This is a genomic window from Actinomyces sp. oral taxon 448 str. F0400 (genome assembly GCF_000220835.1).
GTDB lineage: Bacteria > Actinomycetota > Actinomycetes > Actinomycetales > Actinomycetaceae > Actinomyces.
Genome location: NZ_GL985606.1, coordinates 885374 through 906888, shown reverse-complemented (window position 1 = coordinate 906888; position 21515 = coordinate 885374). Strand labels below are relative to the sequence as shown.

Annotated in this window: 16 protein-coding genes; 8 read left to right on the top strand and 8 right to left on the bottom strand. The window is 70.1% G+C overall.

Features of this window, described 5'->3' with window-relative positions:
* Positions 1-456: CHAP domain-containing protein (locus tag HMPREF9062_RS03900; protein ID WP_009748733.1), on the top strand; the 456-nt coding region annotated here is incomplete at its 5' end.
* A 61-nt stretch (positions 457-517) separates the two neighbouring features.
* Here the strand turns inward: HMPREF9062_RS03900 and dacB are convergent.
* Positions 518-1912 (bottom strand): D-alanyl-D-alanine carboxypeptidase/D-alanyl-D-alanine endopeptidase, encoded by a 1395-nt coding sequence (dacB, locus tag HMPREF9062_RS03895; RefSeq protein WP_009748732.1) that lies wholly within the window; start codon positions 1910-1912, stop codon positions 518-520.
* A gap of 167 nt (positions 1913-2079) precedes the next feature.
* Here dacB and HMPREF9062_RS03890 point away from each other — a divergent pair, with 167 nt between their 5' ends.
* Positions 2080-2580: an inorganic diphosphatase gene (locus HMPREF9062_RS03890; RefSeq protein WP_009748731.1), complete on the top strand. Its 501-nt coding sequence runs from the start codon at positions 2080-2082 to the stop codon at positions 2578-2580.
* Positions 2581-2739: 159 nt separating this feature from the next.
* Here HMPREF9062_RS03890 and HMPREF9062_RS03885 read toward each other — a convergent pair whose 3' ends face one another.
* Positions 2740-4425 (bottom strand): C40 family peptidase, encoded by a 1686-nt coding sequence (locus HMPREF9062_RS03885; RefSeq protein ID WP_253270653.1) that lies wholly within the window; start codon positions 4423-4425, stop codon positions 2740-2742.
* A 335-nt stretch (positions 4426-4760) separates the two neighbouring features.
* On the opposite strand from HMPREF9062_RS03885, the gene HMPREF9062_RS03880 reads away from it, so the two are divergent.
* From HMPREF9062_RS03880 to HMPREF9062_RS03855, 6 genes are all read left to right on the top strand, one after another.
* Positions 4761-6110, top strand: a complete 1350-nt coding sequence (locus tag HMPREF9062_RS03880) for an O-acetylhomoserine aminocarboxypropyltransferase/cysteine synthase family protein (RefSeq protein WP_034254666.1) — start codon at positions 4761-4763, stop codon at positions 6108-6110.
* Between the two features lie 34 nt (positions 6111-6144).
* Positions 6145-7614 carry an MFS transporter gene (locus HMPREF9062_RS03875; protein WP_156789961.1) on the top strand — a complete coding sequence of 490 codons (1470 nt, stop codon included), beginning with the start codon at positions 6145-6147 and terminating at the stop codon, positions 7612-7614.
* Positions 7615-7687: 73 nt separating this feature from the next.
* Positions 7688-8893, top strand: coding sequence for a homoserine O-acetyltransferase MetX (metX, locus tag HMPREF9062_RS03870; RefSeq protein ID WP_009748726.1), 1206 nt, complete (start codon positions 7688-7690; stop codon positions 8891-8893).
* Complete coding sequence (locus tag HMPREF9062_RS03865) at positions 8890-9945, top strand: alpha/beta hydrolase (RefSeq protein WP_009748725.1); 1056 nt, start codon at positions 8890-8892, stop codon at positions 9943-9945. Before metX ends, HMPREF9062_RS03865 begins: the two co-directional genes overlap by 4 nt.
* 138 nt (positions 9946-10083) lie before the next feature.
* The gene (locus HMPREF9062_RS03860) at positions 10084-12585 is read left to right on the top strand and encodes a bifunctional lysylphosphatidylglycerol flippase/synthetase MprF (RefSeq protein ID WP_034253711.1); all 2502 of its coding nucleotides are present in this window, start codon (positions 10084-10086) and stop codon (positions 12583-12585) included.
* Positions 12578-13963 (top strand): alpha/beta hydrolase, encoded by a 1386-nt coding sequence (locus HMPREF9062_RS03855; RefSeq protein WP_009748723.1) that lies wholly within the window; start codon positions 12578-12580, stop codon positions 13961-13963. Before HMPREF9062_RS03860 ends, HMPREF9062_RS03855 begins: the two co-directional genes overlap by 8 nt.
* 108 nt (positions 13964-14071) lie before the next feature.
* On the opposite strand, the gene HMPREF9062_RS13815 is transcribed toward HMPREF9062_RS03855, so the two are convergent.
* The 6 genes from HMPREF9062_RS13815 to HMPREF9062_RS03835 all read right to left on the bottom strand — a co-directional run bounded on the left by HMPREF9062_RS13815 (position 14072) and on the right by HMPREF9062_RS03835 (position 21495).
* Positions 14072-14434 (bottom strand): alanine--tRNA ligase-related protein, encoded by a 363-nt coding sequence (locus tag HMPREF9062_RS13815; protein ID WP_009748722.1) that lies wholly within the window; start codon positions 14432-14434, stop codon positions 14072-14074.
* Between the two features lie 69 nt (positions 14435-14503).
* Complete coding sequence (locus HMPREF9062_RS13090) at positions 14504-15799, bottom strand: hypothetical protein (RefSeq protein WP_009748721.1); 1296 nt, start codon at positions 15797-15799, stop codon at positions 14504-14506.
* A 524-nt stretch (positions 15800-16323) separates the two neighbouring features.
* On the bottom strand, positions 16324-19044 hold the full coding sequence (gene ppdK / locus HMPREF9062_RS03845) for a pyruvate, phosphate dikinase (RefSeq protein WP_009748720.1): 2721 nt from the start codon (positions 19042-19044) through the stop codon (positions 16324-16326).
* Positions 19045-19257: 213 nt separating this feature from the next.
* Positions 19258-19407 carry a hypothetical protein gene (locus HMPREF9062_RS12445; protein WP_009748719.1) on the bottom strand — a complete coding sequence of 50 codons (150 nt, stop codon included), beginning with the start codon at positions 19405-19407 and terminating at the stop codon, positions 19258-19260.
* 191 nt (positions 19408-19598) lie between these two features.
* On the bottom strand, positions 19599-20045 hold the full coding sequence (locus HMPREF9062_RS03840) for a universal stress protein (RefSeq protein WP_009748718.1): 447 nt from the start codon (positions 20043-20045) through the stop codon (positions 19599-19601).
* Positions 20046-20085: 40 nt separating this feature from the next.
* On the bottom strand, positions 20086-21495 hold the full coding sequence (locus tag HMPREF9062_RS03835) for an MFS transporter (RefSeq protein ID WP_009748717.1): 1410 nt from the start codon (positions 21493-21495) through the stop codon (positions 20086-20088).
* Positions 21496-21515: the final 20 nt, after the last annotated feature.

The following is a 21515-nucleotide window of genomic DNA, read 5'->3' as shown; positions in this document are numbered from 1 at the left end:
GGCCAGGAATCCTCTCCCGAGGGCACGGGCGACACCACTACGGGTGGTGGTCGCTTCAATGCGGGGATCGTGGCGGCGGCCTCCCAGTACGCCGACGGCTCCTGGGGCGACCAGTGCGCGGTCTTCGCCGAGAACATGATCGCCGCGGCGGGAGGTCCCCGCATCTTCCTGGGCAACGACCCGGCCGGCTACCAGGCCGCCTGGGCCGGCTGGTGCACCGAGCAGACCTGGCAGACGGTCGCCGCCGGGGACATCTGCCAGTGGTACGACCCGTCCGGTGCGTACAGCCAGATGCACACCGCGATCATGACGAGCGGTGGTTCGCCCGACACGGCGACCGTCGTCGACTCGAACTTCGGTACTCCGCTCAACCAGGAGCTGGTGCACCGGGGCTCATGGAGCTCGCGCAACGTCTGCTTCCACGAGGGGACGTACAAGTTCTGGCGGGTCAACTGACGTCCATCATCCTCCCGCCTCACGGCGGGAGGATGATGCTCAGGACAGGAGACCGGGCCCCTCAGCCGCTGCAGCCGCAGCCCGCCAGGGGGACGATGACGTCGTCGTCGATGGCCGTGCGCGCCGAGGTCAGACCGCCCCCCTCGAAACCGTCGACGATGACGGCGAAGGCCACCTGACGGCCGTCCGCGGTCACAACGGTTCCGGTCAGGGAGGCGGCGGTGTCCAGGGAACCGGTCTTAGCGCGCACGGTGCCCGCTCCCGCGACGCCGACGAACCGCTCTTCCAGGGTCCCGTCCAGGCCGCCGACGGGCAGGTCGGCCAGCAGCGTCCTGCCGGCGGAGCCGCCGTCGGATCCCGCGGAGTGGGCGATGATCTGAGCGAGCAGGCTGCTGGGAACCCTGTCCGCCGTCGCCAGCCCGGAGCAGTCGACCATGGTGACGCCGCCGGTCTGGAAGCCGTCCGCCGTCAACTGGGCCAGGACGGCCTTGGTCGCCCCTTCGAAGCTGGCCTCCTGCCCGGCGGCGACGGCCACCATGCGCCCCTCGACCTCGGTCATGGTGTTGTCGGAGGCCTTCAGGGAGACGGACAGGACGTCGGCCAGCGGTGCGGAGGCGACGGAGGCGAGCTCTGTGGCGTCGGAGGGTGCGGCGCTCCGGCTCACGTCTCCGCTCACCGTGACGCCGGCGGACGCGAGCTGGTCGGAGAAGGTCTGGGCCGCCTCCATGGCGGGGTCGGCCGGGTAGCCGCCGGTGTGGGAGTGGGCGGTCACGTCGAGCATGATCGGCTGGATCTGCGCGACCCACGCCTCGTTGCCGCCCTCCCAGCTGCTATTCCAGCTGGGGCCGGTGAACAGAGTGTCGTCCAGGGCGACGTTGACGCTGGTGACTCCCCGGGCCTGCAGGGCTTGCGCGGTGGAGCGGGCGAGATCGCCCAGGCCCGCGTGCCCCACGGTGGCGTCCGGGTCACCGGCGTCGGCCGCCAGCAGGACATCACCGCCGCCGACCAGGGTGACGGTGCCGCCCGACACGACAGCCTTGGTGGTCAGGGCATGCTCGGGCCCGAGCAGGGAGAGCGCCGCCGAGGCGGTGAGAATCTTGTTGGACGACGCCGGGGTCAGAGGGGTGCTGCTCGTGTCGAGCAGAGTCTCGCCGGTGGCGACGTCGATCACAGTGACGGCAGTGGTGGCACCGCCGACCTGGGAGTCCGAGGCGAGGGCGTTCGCCAGGGAGGATAGGGACGTTGCGGTGGGCGCGGGGGCGTCGGGGTCGAGTCCCGACGGCGCGTCCTGCCCGTCGGGTGGGATCGACGGCGTCGGGTAGGGCTGCGTCTCGTAGGACTGCGACGCGGCGGTCAGCGGCCCCGGAACGATGTCGAGGGAATCTGCGAGGCCGTAGTAGGCGCCTGCGACGACGAGCGTGGCGACGGTGAGCGCCGCCGTGTGAACCTTACGCACATCTCCTCCGGTGAGTCGGCCTGACGGGGTGACGGCCCGCGGCAAGAGTCGGGACCCTGTCATGAAGAGCCGGGCCGTACGATGTCCCGCTGGATGCGCCGTCGTGGGCCACACTAGTGCCATCGGCACGGCCGTCGCCGCAAGGATGAGATGTGAAGGAGAGACCCGTGGAGTTCGACGTCACGATCGAGATCCCCAAGGGGAACCGCAACAAGTACGAGGTGGATCACACCACGGGCCGCATCATGCTCGACCGCATGCTGTTCACCTCGACGCGCTACCCGGACGACTACGGCTTCATCGAGGGCACGCTCGGCGAGGACGGGGATCCGCTCGACGCGCTCGTGCTGCTGGAGGAACCCACTTTCCCGGGCTGCCTCATCCGCTGCCGCGCCCTGGGGATGTTCCGCATGCGCGATGAGAAGGGCGGTGACGACAAGGTTCTGTGCGTGCCGTCGGCCGACCAGCGCGCCTCATGGCGCACGGATATCGAGGACGTCAGCGAGTTCCACCGCCTGGAGATCCAGCACTTCTTCGAGGTCTACAAGGACCTCGAGCCGGGCAAGAGCGTCGAGGGCGCCCACTGGGTCGGCCGCGAGGAGGCCGAGGAGGAGATTCGCCGCTCCTACGAGCGCGGGGCCGAGCGCGCCGCCCGCGAGAGGCACTGACCCCGTATCGGGGCGCCCCGGTGGGCGGCGCCCGCTCGTCCCGTCGCCCGCCGCCGGCGTGCGCAGAACACGCAGCGCCCTGCACCCCACCTGACGGCACGTGTCCCCGACCTCGTTGCGAAGGTCGGGGACACGTCTGACCCGCCCGGCACGAGCCGGTCAGGGGCGCACGGCGTCGGGCATGACGTCCGCGTAGCGCATCGAGGTGATCCGAACGGGCACGCCGAAGGTCGGGGCCTCGATGATCTGATCGTCGCCCAAGTAAATGGCGACGTGATAGATGCCCTCCTGGCTGCCGTCGGAGGACCAGAAGACGAGGTCGCCGGCCTGAGCCTCCTCCAGGGGGACCTGCAGGCCCTCGCCGTACTGCACGCGCGAGGAGTGGGTGAGTTCGACCCCGGCCGACGCGTAGGCGAGCATCGTCAGGCCCGAGCAGTCGACACCGTCGTAGGACTCGCCCGCCCACACGTAGGGCACACCGAGGTAGCTCTCGGCAGTGGTGATCGCCACGTCCGCGCCCGCGCCGTAGTCGGGGGCGGGCTCTTCGGCGGGAGCCTCCTCCTCGGGGGCGGGCTCTTCGGCGGCGGGGGCCTCCTCCTCGGGGGCGGGCTCTTCAGCCTCGTCGGGGGCGGGCTCTTCGGCGGGAGCCTCCTCCTCGGGGGCGGGGTCCTCGGCCTCGTCGGGGGCGGGGTCCTCAGCAGGAGCCGACTCCTCCTCGGTGGCGGTCGGTTCGGCCGTCGGCTCGGCAGAGCCCGTGGGCTCGGCGGACGGCTCAGCGGAAGCCGTGGGCCCAGTGGTCGGCTCGGCGGAAGCCGTGGGCCCAGTGGTCGGCTCGGCGGAAGCCGTGGGCTCGGCGGACGGCTCAGCGGAAGCCGTGGGCCCAGTGGTCGGCTCAGCGGAAGCCGTGGGCTCGGCGGACGGCTCAGCGGAAGCCGTGGGCCCAGTGGTCGGCTCGGCAGAGCCCGTGGGCTCGGCGGACGGCTCAGCAGAAGCCGTCGGTTCGGCCGTTGGAGTCGTGGAGGCGGACGCCGCGGCATCGGCCTTGGCCTTGGCGGCCGACCTGGCGGCGGTTTCCTCGCGGGCCTTGCGATCGGCCTCTATCTGGTCCTGGCGCTGGGTCTCCAGTGCGACGGTGGTGTTGCGCTGCTCGGCCAGCTGCGCAATGAGACTGGTGCGCTTGGCCTCGGCGGTCGTGACGGCGTCCTGCGCGGATGTGACCTTAGAAGAGGCATCGTCTTTGGCGGTCTGGGCCTGCGCGGCCACGGTCTGCTTATCCTCGACCTTTTGGTCGGCCAGCGACCGCGCGTTGTCGGCCGTGGCCTGAAGCGCCTCGACGTTCTGGACGCGGGCATCGGTGTCGCCGCCGGCGCGCTCCAGAGCGACGTCGTTGTCCGTGAGGTCGGACAGCGACTCGCTGGTCAAATACGGAGTCAGGGAGTCGACCGGCCCTGTGCTGCCCTCCTCATACGTCTGAGAAACGACAGCGCCCAGATCCTCACGAGCGGAGGACACATCAGCGGCCGCCGTCTCGGCGTTCTGCTGAGCCGTCTCGGCCTCCGCGGTCGCGGTGTCGAGGTCGTGGACCGCCAGGAGGTAGTCCTCGTTGGCCGATGCGGCGTTGACCTGGGCGGTCCTGAGGTCGACGTTGAGCTGAGCGACCTGGCTCTCCAGATCGGCGATCGAGACCGACGTCGCGTTCTCGGACGCCTTGGACCGATCGATGTCGTTCTGCGTCACGTCGTCGGCGAGGGCGATGGGAGCCGCGGCCGGCGCAAGGGCCACAGCCAGGGTCAGGGTGGCCAGTGCTGCACTCAGGCGCCTACTGGTCCGCCCAGTGAGGCGCACGGCACCGCGCGATCCTCGCGTGCGATGGGTAAGACTCACAAGTTCTCCATCATGTCGCGGCGCGTCACCTTGACGGACGCGCCCCCGGTTTCAGTGAGAACACTAGCCGCACCAACCTCAAGAAGAAACACAAACAACACGATTCACAACAATCACATACGCCTCGGCCTCCTCGCGCTTGCCACAATTCCGCGGAAGCGCGCCACGCCCACGTCACAGTGATCTTCACCATAGACTCCAGTCGTGCAGCCCCGCTCGTGGACGAGAAGGTGTCGAAGCGGGCCGCACGGGCTACGGTGTCGCTGCACACTGTCGTCCACGCGAAGGAGCGCCGCATGTCCACCGGCAACCCCGCCCCTCCCACCGCCGCGAACCCGGACGGCTGGCACTTCGAGACCAAACAGGTCCAGGCGGGGCACACCCCCGACGCCGTCACCGGCGCGCGAGCCATCCCGATCTACCAGTCGACCTCCTTCGTCTTCCCCGACGCCGCGGAAGCCGCCGACCGCTTCGCCCTGGCATCGCTCGGCCCGATCTACACGCGCCTGGACAACCCCACCAACCAGATCGTCGCCTCCCGCATCGCCTCCCTCGAAGGCGGCGTCGGCGCGCATCTGGTCGCCTCCGGGCTCGCCGCCGAGACCCTGACCTTCCTCACCCTCGGCGGAGCGGGCAGCAGCATCGTCTCCTCCCCCTCCCTCTACGGCGGCTCCGTCAACCTCCTGACCCGCACCCTGCCCAAGCTCGGCATCACGACCCGTTTCGTCGAAGACCCGGGCGACCCGGCCGCCTGGAGCGCGGCCGCCGACGAACACACCATTTGCTTCTTCGGCGAATCGATCCCCAACCCCAAGGGCGACATCCTCGACATCGCCCCCATCGCCGAAGCCGCGCACCGGCTCGGCATCCCGCTCGTCGTCGACAACACCACGGCATCGCCCTACCTGACCCGCCCCATCGAGTGGGGTGCGGACATCGTCGTCGAGTCGGCCACGAAGTTCCTGGGCGGGCACGGCTCGTCGGTGGCCGGCGTCGTCGTCGACTCGGGGAACTTCGACTACGCCGCGGCCGCCGAGCGCTTCCCCGACTTCAACACCCCCGACCCCTCCTACAACGGCCTCGTCTACGCCCGCGACATGGGCGTCGGCGGCGCGATGGGCGCCAACATGGCCTTCATCCTCAAGGCCCACGCCCAGGGCCAGCGCGATCTCGGCTTCGCCGCCTCCCCGCTGGGCGCCTTCCTCATCGCCCAGGGCGTGGAGACGCTCTCGCTGCGCATGGAGCGCCACGTCGACAACGCCCTGGCGGTGGCCCGGTGGTTGGTCGATCGCCCGGAGGTGGCCGAGGTGCGCTATTCCGGCCTGCCCTCCAGCCCGTACTACGACCTCCACCGCACGTACTGCCCCCGCGGCGCGGGATCCGTCTTCGCCTTCGACCTGGTCGGCGGGCGTGAGGCGGGGGCCGCCTTCATCGACGCCCTGAGTCTGTTCTCCAACCTCGCCAATATCGGCGATGTCCGCTCGCTGTGCGTCCATCCGGCCACCACGACCCACTCCCAGCTCGACGACGCCGGTCTGGCCAGGGCCGGCATCAGCGCCGGCACCGTGCGTCTGAGCATCGGCATCGAGCACGTCGACGACATCATCGCCGACCTCGAGCGGGGCCTGGCGGCGCTCGCCGGCTGAAGCCCGCCCGCACGCCCCTTGCTACTCTCGCGGGGTGACCAGCCGCGCCGGCGCCCCCGGGAACCACCCCCGGCAGTCGCGCCCCTCCGTCCTGCACTCACCCCCTGTGTCCCGGCGCCGCCGCGTGGCGATCCTCGCCGCCTGCACGGTCGCCATGCTCGTCGCCCAAATAGACTCCACCGGTGTCAACCTCGCCCTGCCCTCGGTCGCCCGCGACCTGCGCGCCACCACCGGTGAACTCCAGTGGATCGTCGACTCCTATCTGCTGGTCCTGGCCTCCCTCCTCATGTTCTCCGGAGCGCTGGCCGACCGCGCCGGCCGCCGTCGCGTCTTCGTCTCCGGGCTGCTGATCTTCGGGCTGGGATCGGCCCTGTGCTCGATATCGATCAACCCGCTCATGCTCATCGCCATGCGCGCCCTCCAGGCGATCGGCGGTTCCATGCTCGCCCCCGTCGCCCTGTCCATCATCACCAACACCTTCACCGACCCGCGCGAGCGGGCCCAGGCCATCGGTGTATGGGGCGCGGTCGTCGGCGTCGGCATGGCGCTGGGCCCGATCGTGGGCGGCGCCCTCGTCGACGCCGTCGACTGGCGGGCGGTGTTCTGGATCAACCTGCCGGTCCTGGCCGTCACCGTACCCGCGGTGCTGGCCGTCGTGCCCGAGTCGCGCGCCCGGGCACACCGCGGGGCGGACGCGCCCGGCCAGCTGCTGGCCGTGCTCACCCTGGCGGCCCTGAGCCTGGCCATCATCGAGGGCGGCGAGACATCCTTCACCGCCCCGGGCATCCTCACCTCCTTCGCTGTGGCACTGCTGGCCGGCGCCGCCTTCATCGGCACCGAGCGACGCGCGAACGACCCCATGATCGAGTTGCGCTTCTTCCGCTCGGCGCCCTTCAGCCTGGCGACCCTCATGGCGCTGGCGCTCTTCATCGCCTACGCGGGATTCATGTTCGTGGCCACCCTCTACCTCCAGGACGCCCGGGGACTGGGGCCCCTGCGCGCCGGACTGCTCACCCTGCCGATGGCCCTGTCGAGCGCCTGCGCCGCGCCGGTGTCCGGCTGGCTCGTCGGGCGCACGGGCGCTCGTACACCCATGCTCGCCGGGGCGGCGAGCTTGACGGTCGGCTCGATCCTGCTGCTGACCCTCCTGGGGCCGACGTCACCGCTGACCCTGTTCGTCATCGCCGGCATGTGCGTGGGGGCCTCCATGGGGCTGATCAACACGCCCATCTCGAACACGGCCGTCTCGGCCATGCCGCCCGAGCGCGCCGGGGTCGCGGGGGCGACGGCGTCGACCTCCCGCCAGGTGGGCCAGGCCCTGGGCGTGGCCGTGCTCGGAGCCTGCCTCAACGCCGGCATCGGCGCCGGTGAGCCCTTCACCACGGCGGCGCGGTGCGGCTGGTGGATCATGCTCGCCTGCGGAGCAGGGCTGTGCGTCATGGCCGTCGCCTGCGAGACGGTCCGCGCTCAGCGCTCGGCCCGGCGCGCCCGCGAGAGCTGGTGAGCGCCTCGCCGCCGGCCCTCCGCGGGCCGCGGCGAACGAGCGCCGGGCACCGAGACGCTCATACGATAGTGTCATGACCTCGGCCCCGTCCTCCCCCGCCCCCGGCGTCGGCACCGCGGCCCTCAAGCTCGTCGACCGCAAAGCGGGCTCCCCCACCGGTGCCTGGCGCCCCGGCGATGAACCCGGCAATCGCCGCTTCGTGGAGATCGGCGATCTTCCCCTGGAATCCGGCGAGGTCCTACCCGATACGCACCTGGCCTTCGAGACCTGGGGCGCGCTCACCCCGGAGCGGGACAACGCCGTCCTCGTTCTGCACGCGCTAACCGGCGACTCCCACGTGACCGGCGAAGCCGGCCCCGGCCACCCCGCCGCCGGCTGGTGGAACGCCGTGGTCGGCCCCGGCCGGGCCATCGACACCGACCGCTACTACGTCGTGGCCGCCAACATCCTCGGCGGCTGCCAGGGCTCGACCGGTCCCTCCTCCACCGCCCCCGACGGCCGACCCTGGGGCTCGCGCTTCCCGTGGCTGACCACACGCGACGCCGTCGAAGCCGAGACCCGTCTGGCCGACGCCCTGGGCATCGGGACCTTCCACCTGGTCATCGGCGCCAGCCTGGGCGGGCACCGCGCCATCGAATGGGCCGTGTCCCACCCCGAACGGGTGCGCAACCTGGCTCTCGTGGCCACCGGTGCCTCCACCACCGCTGACCAGCTCGCCTGGTGCCACCTCCAGGAGCTCGCCATCGTCGGAGACCCCTTCTTCTTCGACGGCGACTACTACTCCCACCCCATCGGCCCCGTGCGGGGCCTGGGGCTGGCACGCGCCCTGGCCCATACGACGTACCGCTCCGCCGCCGAACTCGACGCCCGCTTCGGCCGGGCCCACCAGGGGCAGGAGGACCCGGCCGTGGGCGGGCGCTACCAGATCGAGTCCTACCTCGACTACCACGCCGGCAAGTTGCTGGCCCGCTTCGACGCCAACACCTACCTCATCGTCAACCATTCGATGATGGTCCACGACGTCGGTAGCGGCCGCGGCGGCATCCCGGCCGCGCTGGACGCGGTCACGGCCCGCGCCCTCGTCATCGACATCGATTCCGATCGTCTCTTCCCGGCCGCCCAGGCCGCCGAGCTCGCCCAGGCCATCCCCGGAGCCCGCCGCGAGACCGTCCACTCTCTGCACGGTCATGACGGCTTCCTCATCGAGGCCGAGCAGATGAACGCGATCCTGCGCTCCTTCCTGGACGGCCCGGAGAACGGAGCACGGGCCGACGCATGAGCGCGCCACCGGTGGACGCCTGGGGACCTGACCTGCTGGGGCCCGGCTTCGAGGCGCGCACCCTGCCACTGCTGCCCGACGAGGAGGACGACGACGCCGTTGCCACTCTCGTGCGGCACATGCCCGCGTCCGACCCGCAGGCCCTGACCGGCACCCCCACCACCCCGACCTTCGCCGCGCTGTACCTGCACGGCTGGAACGACTACTTCTTCCAAACCCACCTGGCCCGGGAGATTTCACGCCTGGGCGGGGCCTTCTACGCCCTGGACCTGCGCCGCCACGGACGCTCCCTGCGCGAGGGACAGATGCTCGGGTGGATCACCTCACTGACCGACTACGACGAGGAGATCGGCCTGGCCCTGGCCGTCATCCGCTCCGAGCACGGCTGGGACGGCGACGTCGTCCTGCTCGGGCACTCCACCGGCGGTCTCATCGGCTGCCTGTGGGCCGACCGCCATCCCGGTGCCCTGGCCGCGCTCGTGCTCAACTCGGCATGGCTGGAGAATCAGGGGGCCGAACCGGTGCGCATGGTCGGCGAGCCGGTCGTGCGGACGCTGGCGCGGCGCGATCCGCGCATGCCGATCCCCCTCCCGAGCCACGACCCCGAGGCGCTCTTCCGCGTCACCGACGGGTGGCTGGAGCGGGACGGCGAGCTTCCCGACCCCGCCTGGGCGGATGACCCCTACATCACCGGCTGGGACATCGTGCCCGAATGGTCGCCCCGGCCCTGCGCGCCGATCCGCCCCGGCTGGCTGCGGGCCATCCTGGCCGGGCAGGCGCGCGTGGCCGCTGGCCTTGACATCCGCTGCCCGATCCTGTCGATGGGCTCGGCGCGCAGTCACCTGGCGCTCACGTGGACGCCCCACTCGCGGCGCGCCGACACGATCGTCGACGCCGACGCAACAGCCCGCCGCGCCATCGGCCTGGGCGCCCTGGTGACGGTGGCGCGCTTCGACGGCGGCGTGCACGATCTGACGTTGTCCGCCCCGCCCGTGCGCGAGCAGGTCTTCGCGGCCCTGCGTCGCTGGCTCGGCGGCTACGTCCTGCGCTGAGCCGTCGGGCGGGGAGGAGGACCGAACGGCGGCATCCGACCGTTCGCCCGCCGCACCCCGCCCGAGACAGGATCAGGACGCGCACTCCTCCTCCGCCAGATGGAGGTTGGGGCACGCCGCGTCAGTCATGATATGCACATGTCGTCCCAGGCCGCACCGCACACCGCCCGCATCACGGCGCACCTGTCACCGCGCATGACCGCCAGCGCCAGAACCACCCACGCCTGGCTGCGCAAGGGGCGGGTCTGCACGGCCCTCGCCGGGCTCCTTCTCCTGAGCACCGTGGCGCTCGCCGTCATCCACCGCACCTCGCCTCTGCGGTTGCCGAAGAATCCCTTGGCCGCCGAGCCCGCCCATCCCATGCGTCTGTGGTCCCTGCTGACCGCCTGGACCGGCACTATCCACCTAAGTCCCTTCGTCGGCGTCGTTGTTCTGCTCACCGTCGGCATCGCCATCGAGCGATTCATCGGCTCGCGTTCCTTCCTCATCTCCGCCTTCGTATCCCACGCCGTCGGCATCGGCGCCGCCCTGGTCGCTCACCCGCTCATCACCGCCGTCGCACCCGGGTGGGGGCACGCCATGACCCGTCACCCGATCTCGGGAATCCCACTCCTCCTCCTCGGCCCCGTCATGGCGTCGACAGCGCTGATGAATCATCTGTGGTGCCGCCGCACTCGTGTGCTCGTGCTCGGGTTCCTCCTCGTCGAGACCGCGGTGACCGGAACGCCCGGCGCCCTCGCCCGCCTGGGCGCCGCCACCACAGGCCTGTTCGTGGGAATGATCACCTGGCGCGGGTCCGTCTCCTCCGCTCGGCTATCACGCACGCGCAGGACGTCCCGCAATCTCCTGGCGCTCGTCGTCGCCTGCTGGTCGCTCATGCTGGCGCTGGCGGCCGTTTCACGGGCGGCCTTCGGCCCGCTCGCCAGCGCCCGCTACGGCGTGTTCCCCGAACGGGAGGTCGTCCACCCCGTCACCGGTGCCCTCGGCCTGAGCCTCATGCCGCTTCTGCTCCAGCTGGCCCTGGCGGACGGGCTGCGCCGCGGGCGCCGCACCGCCGCCGTGGGCACGATCCTCCTTCAGCTCTTCCTCGCCATATGCTCGGTCCTGTCGGTCAATGCCGAATTCACCCTGGACGGCACCGAGCCGCCGACCGTTTCCAGCCCGCCGAGCTCCTGGAACATCTCGAACCATATGGCCCTGCCTCTCATGCTCAACGCGGGCATCGTGCTGCTGGTCGTGTGGAACCGCGACCACCTGAGACTGCACACCCGTCCAGGGGTCGTGCGCAAAGCCATCCTGACCTGGACGATCACCGCGTTCGCCTGCGCCGCGGCCAGCGTCGTGCTGGGGACAATCGTCGCCCACGACTTCGAGCCCGAGGCGACGCCTTCGGTGCTGATCACCGATTTCCTCGTCAGGCTTCTGCCGACCTCCGCCGAAGGTCTGCTCGCCCCCACCCTGCGACCCCATGGTCCGCTCGCCTGCCTCGCCACCTGGTTCTTCCCCACCTTCGCCTGGGTCTCCGCCATCGTGTGCGCGTGGGTGGCCATGACCAAGCCCGCGATCACTCCCAGCGTCAACCATGAGGACCTCGTCGCTCTTGTCCGGGCGCGCGGAGCCGGCACCCTGGGCTGGATGCTCACCTGGCCCGGCAATGACGCCTGGATCGCGGATGACAAGCGCACCGGCTTCGCCTACCGGGCCGGCTCCGGTGTCGCCCTGACCCTGGGCGACCCGGCCGCCGCCAGTCCCGAGGAGACCAAGGAGGCCGTCGAGGGGTTCACCGCCTTCGCGCACGAGGCCGGGCTCGTGCCGGCGCTGTACTCCGTGCACGAGCCCACGATGCTCGTCGCTCGCGAGCACGGCTGGACGGTCCTGCAGGTCGCCGAGGAGGCCGTCATCGACCTGCCCGGGCTCGCTTTCAAGGGCAAGGTCTTCCAGGATGTGCGCACCGCCCTCAATCACGCGCGTCGCGAGGGCATCACGGCGGAATGGACGACCTGGCGCACCGCCCCGGAGGGCCGCCGCGACCAGATCCGCGCCATCTCGCAGGCGTGGGTCGGGGAGAAGGCTCTACCCGAGATGGGTTTCACGCTCGGCGGTTTGCGGGAGATCGACGACGACGACACGCGCCTGCTGCTCGCCGTCGACGAGGGCGGCACCGTCCACGCCGTCACCTCCTGGATGCCGGTGCACCGCGACGGCGAGGTGATCGGGCTGACTCTGGATCTCATGCGGCGTCGGGAGGGCGGCTGGCGTCCGGCGATCGAGTACCTCATCGCCCGGGCCGCCCAGGACGCTCAGGGGGAGGGTCTCGAGGTGATGTCGCTGTCGGGGGCCCCGCTGGCCCGATCGGGGATCTCCGGGGACCTGACCGGGGACGGCGTCGACGACGTGGGCGCCTCGCGCTTCGACCCGCTGCTCGATCTGCTCGCCTCGCTGCTCGAACCGGCCTACGGCTTCGCCTCCCTGCACTCCTTCAAACGCAAGTTCAAACCGCGCAAGGTCCCCATGTACCTGGCCGTGCCCGACGTCGTGGATCTACCCGCGGTCGGGGTGGCCATCGCCCATGCCTACGTGCCCGATCTGACTCCGGCCCAGACCGCGCGCTTCGCGCAGGTGCTCGTGACCCATGACTGAGTCGGCGACCGGGGCGCTGCGCTCGGTACGACTGCTTCAGCCGTGGATGGGCGGTGCGTGCCTGGCCCTCGTCGTGATCCTCGCAGCCGTCCTGTGGGTGACGCGGACCCGGCACCTGCCCCGTCCGCGGCAGCTGGCGGCCCCCGCCGCCGGGCTTGCGCTCGGCGCGGGCTGCTGGCTCGCGGTGGATGTCGTCTGGCGACCGGTGGCCGACGGCATCGGCCCGCTGGTGTGGATGTGGGTGGGCCTGGCCGCTTTCGTCGTGGCCCAGGTGCTGCTGGGCGGCAGCGCCGAGGCCGACCGCGAGCGCGTGCGAACCTGGAAGCGGCGGCTGGTGCGGGCCTCGGGCTCGGGTGCGAGCGTCGTCGCGGTGGTGGCGGCGGCGCTGCTGGCCATCAACGCCTTCTTCGCCGCCTTCCCCTCCCTGGCCGCCGTTCTCGGCCTCGGTGTGGCGACGACGCCGCTGGCCGCGCTGCCCACCGCGGCGCCCCACGCCAAGGCGCCCCAGCGCGGGGAGGGGGCGCTGTCGACGACGTGGGTCGCCCCCGATGACATGCCTCCGCGCGGCCAGGTCGTCACGGCACCGATCCCCGCGGGCGATCAGTCGGGCACCAGGGGTTTCAGTCCCCGGGACGCCGTCATCTACCTGCCGCCGGCTTATCTGACCCAGGAGCGGCCGGCCCTGCCGGTGGTCGTCGCGCTCACCGGGCAGCCGGGAAGCCCCTCGGACTGGTTCGAGTTGGGCGGTCTGAAGGACACCATGGACGCCTACGCCGCTGCCCACGACGGCCTGGCGCCGGTGGTCGTGGTCGCCGACCTGCTCGGCAGTCCTTACCGCAATCCTCTGTGCTCGGACACCGTGCGCGGGGGAAGGGTGGCGACCTACTTGGAGCGCGACGTCCCGGACTGGATCCGCCAGAACCTGCAGGTGGACCTCGACCCGGAGCACTGGGCGGTGGCGGGGCTGTCCAACGGCGGGACCTGCGCGCTGCAGGTGGCCGCGCGGTCCCCGGAGGTGTACCGGAACTTTCTGGCGATGAGCGCGGAGGAGCATCCGAGCCTGGGCTCCGAGCAGCGGACGATCAATGTCGGTTTCGACGGTGACCGCGCGTCCTACGAGGCCAACGATCCGCTGACGATCATGGCGTCCGCGCCCCCGGGGCGGTATTCGGGTGTATCCGGGATCGTCTCCGTGGGGCGCGATGATAAGCAGTACAGGCCCGTCGTGCCCGTGCTGGTGGACGCTACGACGCAGGCGGGGATGAGTGTCTCACAGCGGGAGTACGCCGGCGGGCACACCTGGGCGACGTGGTCGGTGGCGATGGCGGACCAGATGGACTGGCTCGGCCGGCGTCTAGGGATCGTCCCGGACGTCTGATATCGCCCCGAGGACCGTCCGGCCGCAATCAGGTGAGCGCGATGTAAAGCCGGGTCAATCCCGCTCCTTTGCGCCTGCGCTTCACATGCGGTTCACCATCGAGCTCGGTCATGCTCCGCACGTGAGTCCCGCCGCAGGGGATCTCGATCTCTCCCAATCGAGCACAAGATGAGCCCGATCGCCAGCAACGAGACCGTGATCGGGTACCGTATGAACTACGGTCGACTCCAGGGGGATGGGTATCCCCTCGGGCGTCGATCTCTCTGAGATGGTCACGCGTTCGAGTCGATGTACCGGGATGCCGTTCAATGTTCCCGAATCAGCCGCCTGACCCCCGCCCTCGGGATAGAATACGGTTCTATCGAGAACCAGATCGTCACCACTCGCGGCGATAACCGAGGCTTCGCACTCAGCCGCATAAGGATCATCGTTGTACAGCAGATCGGTTGGTGGAAGATCTTTCGCGTTCATCGTCGTAACATCTCCTCGAGAAAATACTGTCATAGCGTTCACCGCTATTAGGACAGGAACAACCCCGTCTCAATCCTCGATGAAATCGCGCAGTGCGGGTCCCTGTGCACCGATGCGCCACACGCGCCACCCGTCCATGTCCTGGGTGTGCTGCGCGGCGTTGGCCGCGGCGGAAGGGTCGCGGAAACGCATTCCGTTGGACAGAGTGATGATGCCGTCGGCGCTGAGCACCGCCTCATGGTGGATGCCGCGCCGCATCCGCTGCCACACGAGGGTGACCGGGGTGTCGATCCGGGCGGCGACGGAGGCCAGCACGGCCGCCGACTGGCCGCCGGAGGGCACGGTCGGCTGCGCCCCGAGGACCGGAGCGGTGGCGCGGTGGTTGCGGTCGGCGTCGGTGTCCGGCGTTCTCGTCAGGCGCGCGCTGGGCGCAGTCACATCGTCGGGACTCGCGGTGGCGATCGCACCGGTGGTCTCCGATTCGGCGACGGCGGTGGCCGACCCGCCGGCCCGGGACCGGTCGACGCGCGGCCCCGCGGCGCGAGCACGGGCCGCCTCGACTCTGCCACCGGCCCCGCCGGTGCGCACGCCGCCCGTCTGCGCAGCGACGGCGGGCGCGCCGCCGGTCTGAGATGCGTGCTCCTTCCTGCTCGAGTGCGATGTCCGGCTCGTCCGCCTCACGCTCGGCACCGGAACGGTGGCGGGATTCGTCCTGTCCGCGACCGGGCCCCGCTCGTCCTCGTCATTCCTCCTCGTCCCTCCGAGGCCGAGATTCGCGCGCGAATTCCGGGCCACGAGGACTGCGCCGGAGCCGCCCAGGGGGTCCAGGGCGTCGTGGCGCACCGGGTCCAGCGCGACCAGCGTGCGCCCCTCCTCCGTGGTGCGCACCTGAGCCTCGTGCACATCGATACCCGCGCATAGCAGGGCCAGAGCGGCGCGGACGTCGTCGTCGACGCTCATGGCGATGAGAGTCAGTCGCGGTCCCGGACCGACGCCGACGGGGACCGTCTCGCGGAACTCCTCCCAGTCCTCCCGGAAGACGGTGCTGCCGCCCGGGTAGTGGGAGGCGAGATCCCCCCATCCGCTCTGCGCGGCGGCAGCGGTGCGCGCCATCGCCGACACGAGCGCGGCGCCGTCGAGGTGATCGAGCAGTTCAACGCACATCACCTGGCAGGCGGCGTCAAGGGCGGTAAGCACGTCGACCTCGCCCTCGCGCTCCCAGACGACGGGGAAGACGGGACGCCGCAGGACCTCCACGAGCTGGCCGTGCACGGCCCCCAGCACGGTGGTTCGCTGTGAAGCGTCGGCGGGCTCCCCCAGGGCCGTGGCCTCGAGTCGGTTGCCGGTCAGCTCGAACAGCGCCATAACGTGCCTCTCTGGATCATCTCGATCAACTCGGTCGTAACGGCGGCCCCGGGCGGTGACGCCATCCGTCCGGCCATCCTCTCATGCTCGCCACCGGTGCGGCACCACGGATTCCGGGGCGAGACGTGCTAGCAGACGGCGACGGCGGGGCGCGCGAGAGACGAGCGCTCCCCGGTCCGTTCGACGCATCGGGCGAGGTCGTTGCGAGAGCGGGCATCCGCGCTCGCCGCATCACCCGCCCCGTCGGCCGGACCGGGCGGCACTGCGCTCTGCGAGAAGCGCCCGGCGACGGCCCATGAGACGACGCCCCGACGAGCTCGGCCGGGTTCGGCGATCGCCTCGGGAATGCGTGGGATGACGCGATCGAGCTCATCGGTGACGATGACGCCGGGGTGGAAGCGGAATTCCCGGCAGGCCCGGTCGAAGACGGGCGGGACGGTGACAGCAGCGGGCGGGCCGGATGCGAAGTCCGGCCCGCCCGACTCAGCGAGCCGAATGCGAAGCCCGGCCCGCCAGTACCGGCGTCATTTCACTCCGGAAGCCGTCCCCGGGAACGCCACCGCGGCGCGACCGGCCTCCAACCGGGCGACCGGAACACGGAACGGCGAGCAGGACACGTAGTCGAGCCCGGCCCGGTGGAAGAAGTCGATGGACTCCGGATCGCCGCCGTGCTCGCCGCACACGCCCATCGTCATGCCCGGTCTGGTCGAGCGCCCGCCCTCGATACCCAGACGCACCATGCCGCCCACACCGTCGGCGTCAATGGACTCGAACGGCGAGGTCCCGAAAATGCCCCCCTCGATGTACCGACCCACGAAGGAGGACTCAACGTCGTCGCGGGAGAAGCCCCACGTGGTCTGAGTCAGATCGTTGGTGCCGAAGGAGAAGAAGTCGGCCTCCTCGGCAATGTGGTCGGCGGTCAGCGCAGCGCGCGGCAGCTCGATCATGCACCCGATCGGGAAGTCGAGCGCGTAGCCGGAATCCGCCGAGACCTCGCGGAGGACGGCCTCGACGCGCTCACGGGCGATCTGCATCTCCCGAACCGAGCCGATGAGCGGAACCATGATCTCCGGATGGGGGTCGCCGCCGGCCGCGAGGCGCTCGACGGCGGCCTCGGCAATGGCCCTCACCTGCAGTTCGATGAGGCCCGGCATGATCAGCAGCAGGCGCACGCCGCGCAGGCCGAGCATCGGGTTGGCCTCGTGACTCTTGCGCACGATGGTGAGCAGCGTCTCATCGGCGCTGTCGAGGACGCCGCGCTCGCGGTCGAGAGCTACCTTGACGCTCAGCTCGGTCAGGTCCGGCAGAAACTCGTGCAGCGGCGGGTCGATGAGGCGCACCGTCATGGGCCTGCCATCCATCGTGGCGAGCATCTGGACGAAGTCGCCCTTCTGCAGGGGCAGCAGGGCCGCCAGAGCGTCCTCCCGTTCGGCGTCGTCGGCGGCGAGGATGAGGTTCTGCACGAACTTCTTGCGCTCACCGAGAAACATGTGCTCGGTGCGGCACAGGCCCACGCCCCTGGCCCCGCGGTGGAGGGCGTGGCGGGCGTCGTCGGGGGTGTCGGCGTTGGCCCGCACCCGGAGACGCCCGACCTCGTCCGCATGACGCATGAGGCGGTCCACGCTGGTGACGAGTTCGCGGGTGTCGACGTCCCCGGCGTAGTCCAGAGCCGTCTCCAGGCCGCGGCGCAGGTAGGTCATGACCGGGGAGTCGACGACGGGGACCTCGCCGAGGAAGACCTCGCCCGTCTGCCCGTCGATGGCGATGATCGCCTCGGAGGTGAGCACCTCCTCGCGTCCGGCGACGCGCACGGTCCTGGCCTCGGCGTCCACCTCGAGGGCGTCCGCGCCGCACACGCAGGTCTTGCCCATGCCTCGGGCGACGACGGCGGCGTGCGAGGTCTTGCCCCCGCGGGAGGTGAGCACGCCGGTGGCCGCGACCATGCCGGGCAGATCGTCGGGATTGGTCTCACGGCGCACGAGGATAACCGGCTCGCCGGCCTGCGAACGCGCGATGGCCTCGGAATTGTCGAAAACGATGTGACCGACGGCCGCGCCCGGGGAGGCCGGCATGGCGCGGGTGAGCAGGTCGCGGTCCCCGACGTCGGCGAATTGGGGGAACATGAGCTGGGTAAGCTGCTCGCCGGTGACGCGGGTGAGGGCCTCGTCGGCAGTAATGAGCTTCTCGTCGACCAGCTGGGTGGCCACACGGAAGGCGGCCGCGGCGGTGCGCTTGCCCACACGGGTCTGCAGGAGCCACAGCTTGCCGCGCTCGATGGTGAACTCGATGTCGCACAGGTCGCGGTAGTGGGTCTCGAGCTTGCGCATAGCGGCACGCAGGTCGTCGTAGGAGGTCTTGTCCAAACGCTCCAGGTCCGTCAGCGACAGGGTGTTGCGGATACCGGCGACGACGTCCTCACCCTGGGCGTTGACCAGGTAGTCGCCGTAGACGCCGGAGCGGCCGGTGGAGGGGTCGCGGGTGAAGCAGACGCCGGTGCCGGAGGTCTTCCCCATGTTGCCGAAAACCATGGTGCACACATTGACGGCGGTGCCCAGGTCGTGCGGGATCTTCTCACGGCGGCGGTAGATGTGGGCGCGCTCGGTGTTCCAGGAGCGGAAGACGGCCTCGGTGGCCATGTCGAGCTGGACACGGGGGTCCTGGGGGAAGTCGATGCCGGCGCGCTCGACCACGATCCGCTTGTACTCCTCGACCAGCTCTCTGAGCGCATCCACGCTCAACTCGTAGTCGAGGCCGACTCCGCGCTCGGCCTTCTTGGCATCCAGCACCCGGGAGAAGTGATCGCCGTCGATGTCCAGCACCGTCTTGCCGAACATCTGGATCAGACGCCGGTAGGAGTCCCAGGCGAAGCGTTCGTCGCCGGAGACCTCCCCCAGCCCGACGACGGAGTCGTCGTTGAGCCCGATATTCAGGACGGTCTCCATCATGCCGGGCATGGAGAATTTGGCACCGGAGCGCACGGAGACCAGCAACGGATCCTTCGCCGCTCCGAGCTCACGGCCGAGCTCCTCCTCGACCCCGCGCAGCGCGGTGGTGACCTGGACGGCGAGCTCATCGGGGACGGCGCCGTCGGCCAGATAGGCGCGGCAGGCATCAGTGGTGATGGTGAATCCGGGTGGAACCGGTAGGCCGAGGCGGGTCATCTCGGCGAGGTTGGCCCCTTTGCCGCCCAAGAGGTCCTTCTGGTCCTTGGTCCCCTCGCTGAAACGGTACACGTACGTGGGCATCCATGCCCCTTTCGATCTCGTTCGGTCTCACGTCATCCTGACGCAGGCACGACGCAGACACCGCGTCGTCTCGTGCATCACTCTAATGTGACCTCGGTCCTAGACCAAACTCATCGGTCTCAGCGCGCCCCATTCTGCCCGCCCAGGCGGGAGGGGCGCGAGCCGGCCCCGCTCAGAGACCGCCGGCCTCGTCGGGCAGGAATGCCCGGCCGATCAGGACGGCGATATAGGGGTAGAAGGGCAGACACCGATGGTGTACCACTCCATGATGTTGCTGACGACGGAGCCCATGATGGCTCTGCGCAGAGCCGACTCCTCGATGACGGTGACGTCGTCGGCGCGCAGTCCGCGGCGCCGTCTCATGGGTACCAGTCTGCGCTGATCCCGGCGGATCCGCTCCGCGCGCCCTTCCTCCGCCCTTGATGGGCCGAGCGTCCGCCGTCTCGCCCTGCATGATGGACGTATGGTCCATACCCAAGGCGGGAGCACAGTCACGGTGCGTCCGTCACCCCCGCTCGCGGAGGGCGCTCGGGGGGGCGAGGACATCGTCGCCATCAGGGCACGACGACGAGGACGTCGCACTCCGATTTGCGCAGCACCTGGATGCTGACCGCGCCGAACAGCCTGCCCAGGAGCGAATCAACGCCGTGGGAACCGACGACGACGAGATCCGCCTGCGCCTCGACGGCGACGAAGGTGAGGGCGGAGACCGCCGCCCCCGCCACAACGACCCCCTGGCACAGGGGCACTCCGTGCTCGACGGCGAGGGTGCGCGCCCGCTCGACGAGGTCGTAGGCCTCCTCCTCACTCAGATGGGTCTCGGAGAAGCGCGGCTCCGACGCCGCATCGGTCAGACGGGCCCTGTCCCGGGCCGTGACCGGGTCGAAGCCCGCGACGAGCAGAAGGGTGGCGTCGTTGAGGCGGGCCATCTCGAAGGCGCGATCGAGGACGTGCTTGTCCTCCACGAGGTCGCCGACTCCAGCGACAATGGTTGTATACACGAGTATCGGTCCTTTCGCGTGTGTCGCGGGTGCTGGTCGGTCAGGCGACGGCGGTCTCGGTCGTGGTGACGGCGGCGCGCACCCGCGGGTCCGCGTCCTTGACGGTGTCGATCCACTCGATGAGCAGACCGGCGATGATGAGGAAGACTGCGACGAAGAGCAGGGCGTTGACCGGGTGATCGCCGAGCAGGTGCTTGTAAATGGGACCGAAGGTGAGGGTCTGGATGAACTGGGGGATGACGATCATCATATTGATAACGCCCATGTAGACGCCTCGGCGCTCCTTGCGGATCATCTCAATGGCCATGATGTAGGGTACGCCCGTAATAGAAGCCCAGGCCACACCAATGCCGATCATGGGCAGGTAGAGGACCGCGGTGTGGCCGGGGCTGCCGATGCGGGTGAGCAGGACCAGGCAGACGGCGGCGAGGCACAGCGCCGCGGTGTGGACGTGCTTGGGGCCGATGCGGTTGGCCAGTCGCGCCAGGAAGAGGGCGACGACCGTGCAGGAGACGTAGTAGACGACCATGAGCCCGGTGGCGAAACCGGAAGCGTCGTTGAAGGCGGCCGTCTCGGCGTACCCCTCCTGATGGACGTCGACTCCGAAGTAGGCGGCCGCGCACATGAGGCCCAGGTACTGCCAGAAGACGTTCATGGCGTACCACTGGAAGAGGTAGACCAGGGCCATCTTCTTCAGGCCGCGGGGCATCTCGACGATGGCGACGCCGATGTCCTTGACGAAGCCGAAGGGGCCCTCCTCCCGCTTCTTGCGCTCGAGCTCGACCAAGCCCTCCGGCGTGGGCGGCAGCTCCTTGGTGGAGAGCACCGAGATGAGCACCGAGCCGATGGAGCACACCGAGCCCACCATGAAGGCGCCGAAGACCCAGTAGGGGATGCCGGCGGCGGTGGCGCCCGCCAGGGTCTTCTCCAGAACGACGAGGGTCCCGGCGGCCAGGGCCGAGCCGGCGCCGATGAACAGGGACTGGGCGAGGAAGCCCTTGGCGAGCTGCTTGGAGGGCAGGCGGTCGCCGATGAAGGCCCGGTAGGGCTCCATGGCCGTGTTGTTCGAGACGTCCAGCAGCCACAGGCACAGCACCGCCATCCACACGGCGGTGACGAAGGGCATGAGGAACAGGAACACGGAGCAGCCGACGGCCCCGATGAGGAAGAAGGGCTTACGGCGTCCCCACTTCTCGCTCCAGGTCCGGTCCGAGAGCGCCCCGATGAGCGGTTGGATGAGCAGGCCGGTGACGGGTCCGGCCAGATTGAGGATGGGGATCTCGTCAGCGGAAGCCCCGAGGAACTGGTAGATGGGCGACATGGCGTTCTGCTGCATGCCGAAGGAGTACTGGATGCCGAAGAATCCGACGTTCATCAGCAGGATCTGAGCAGTGCTCATCATGGGCTTGTGCGCGATGTCCGCCGCGCTATTCTGGGAAGTCTGTGCCATAGGTCATCCTTGTCCTGGGC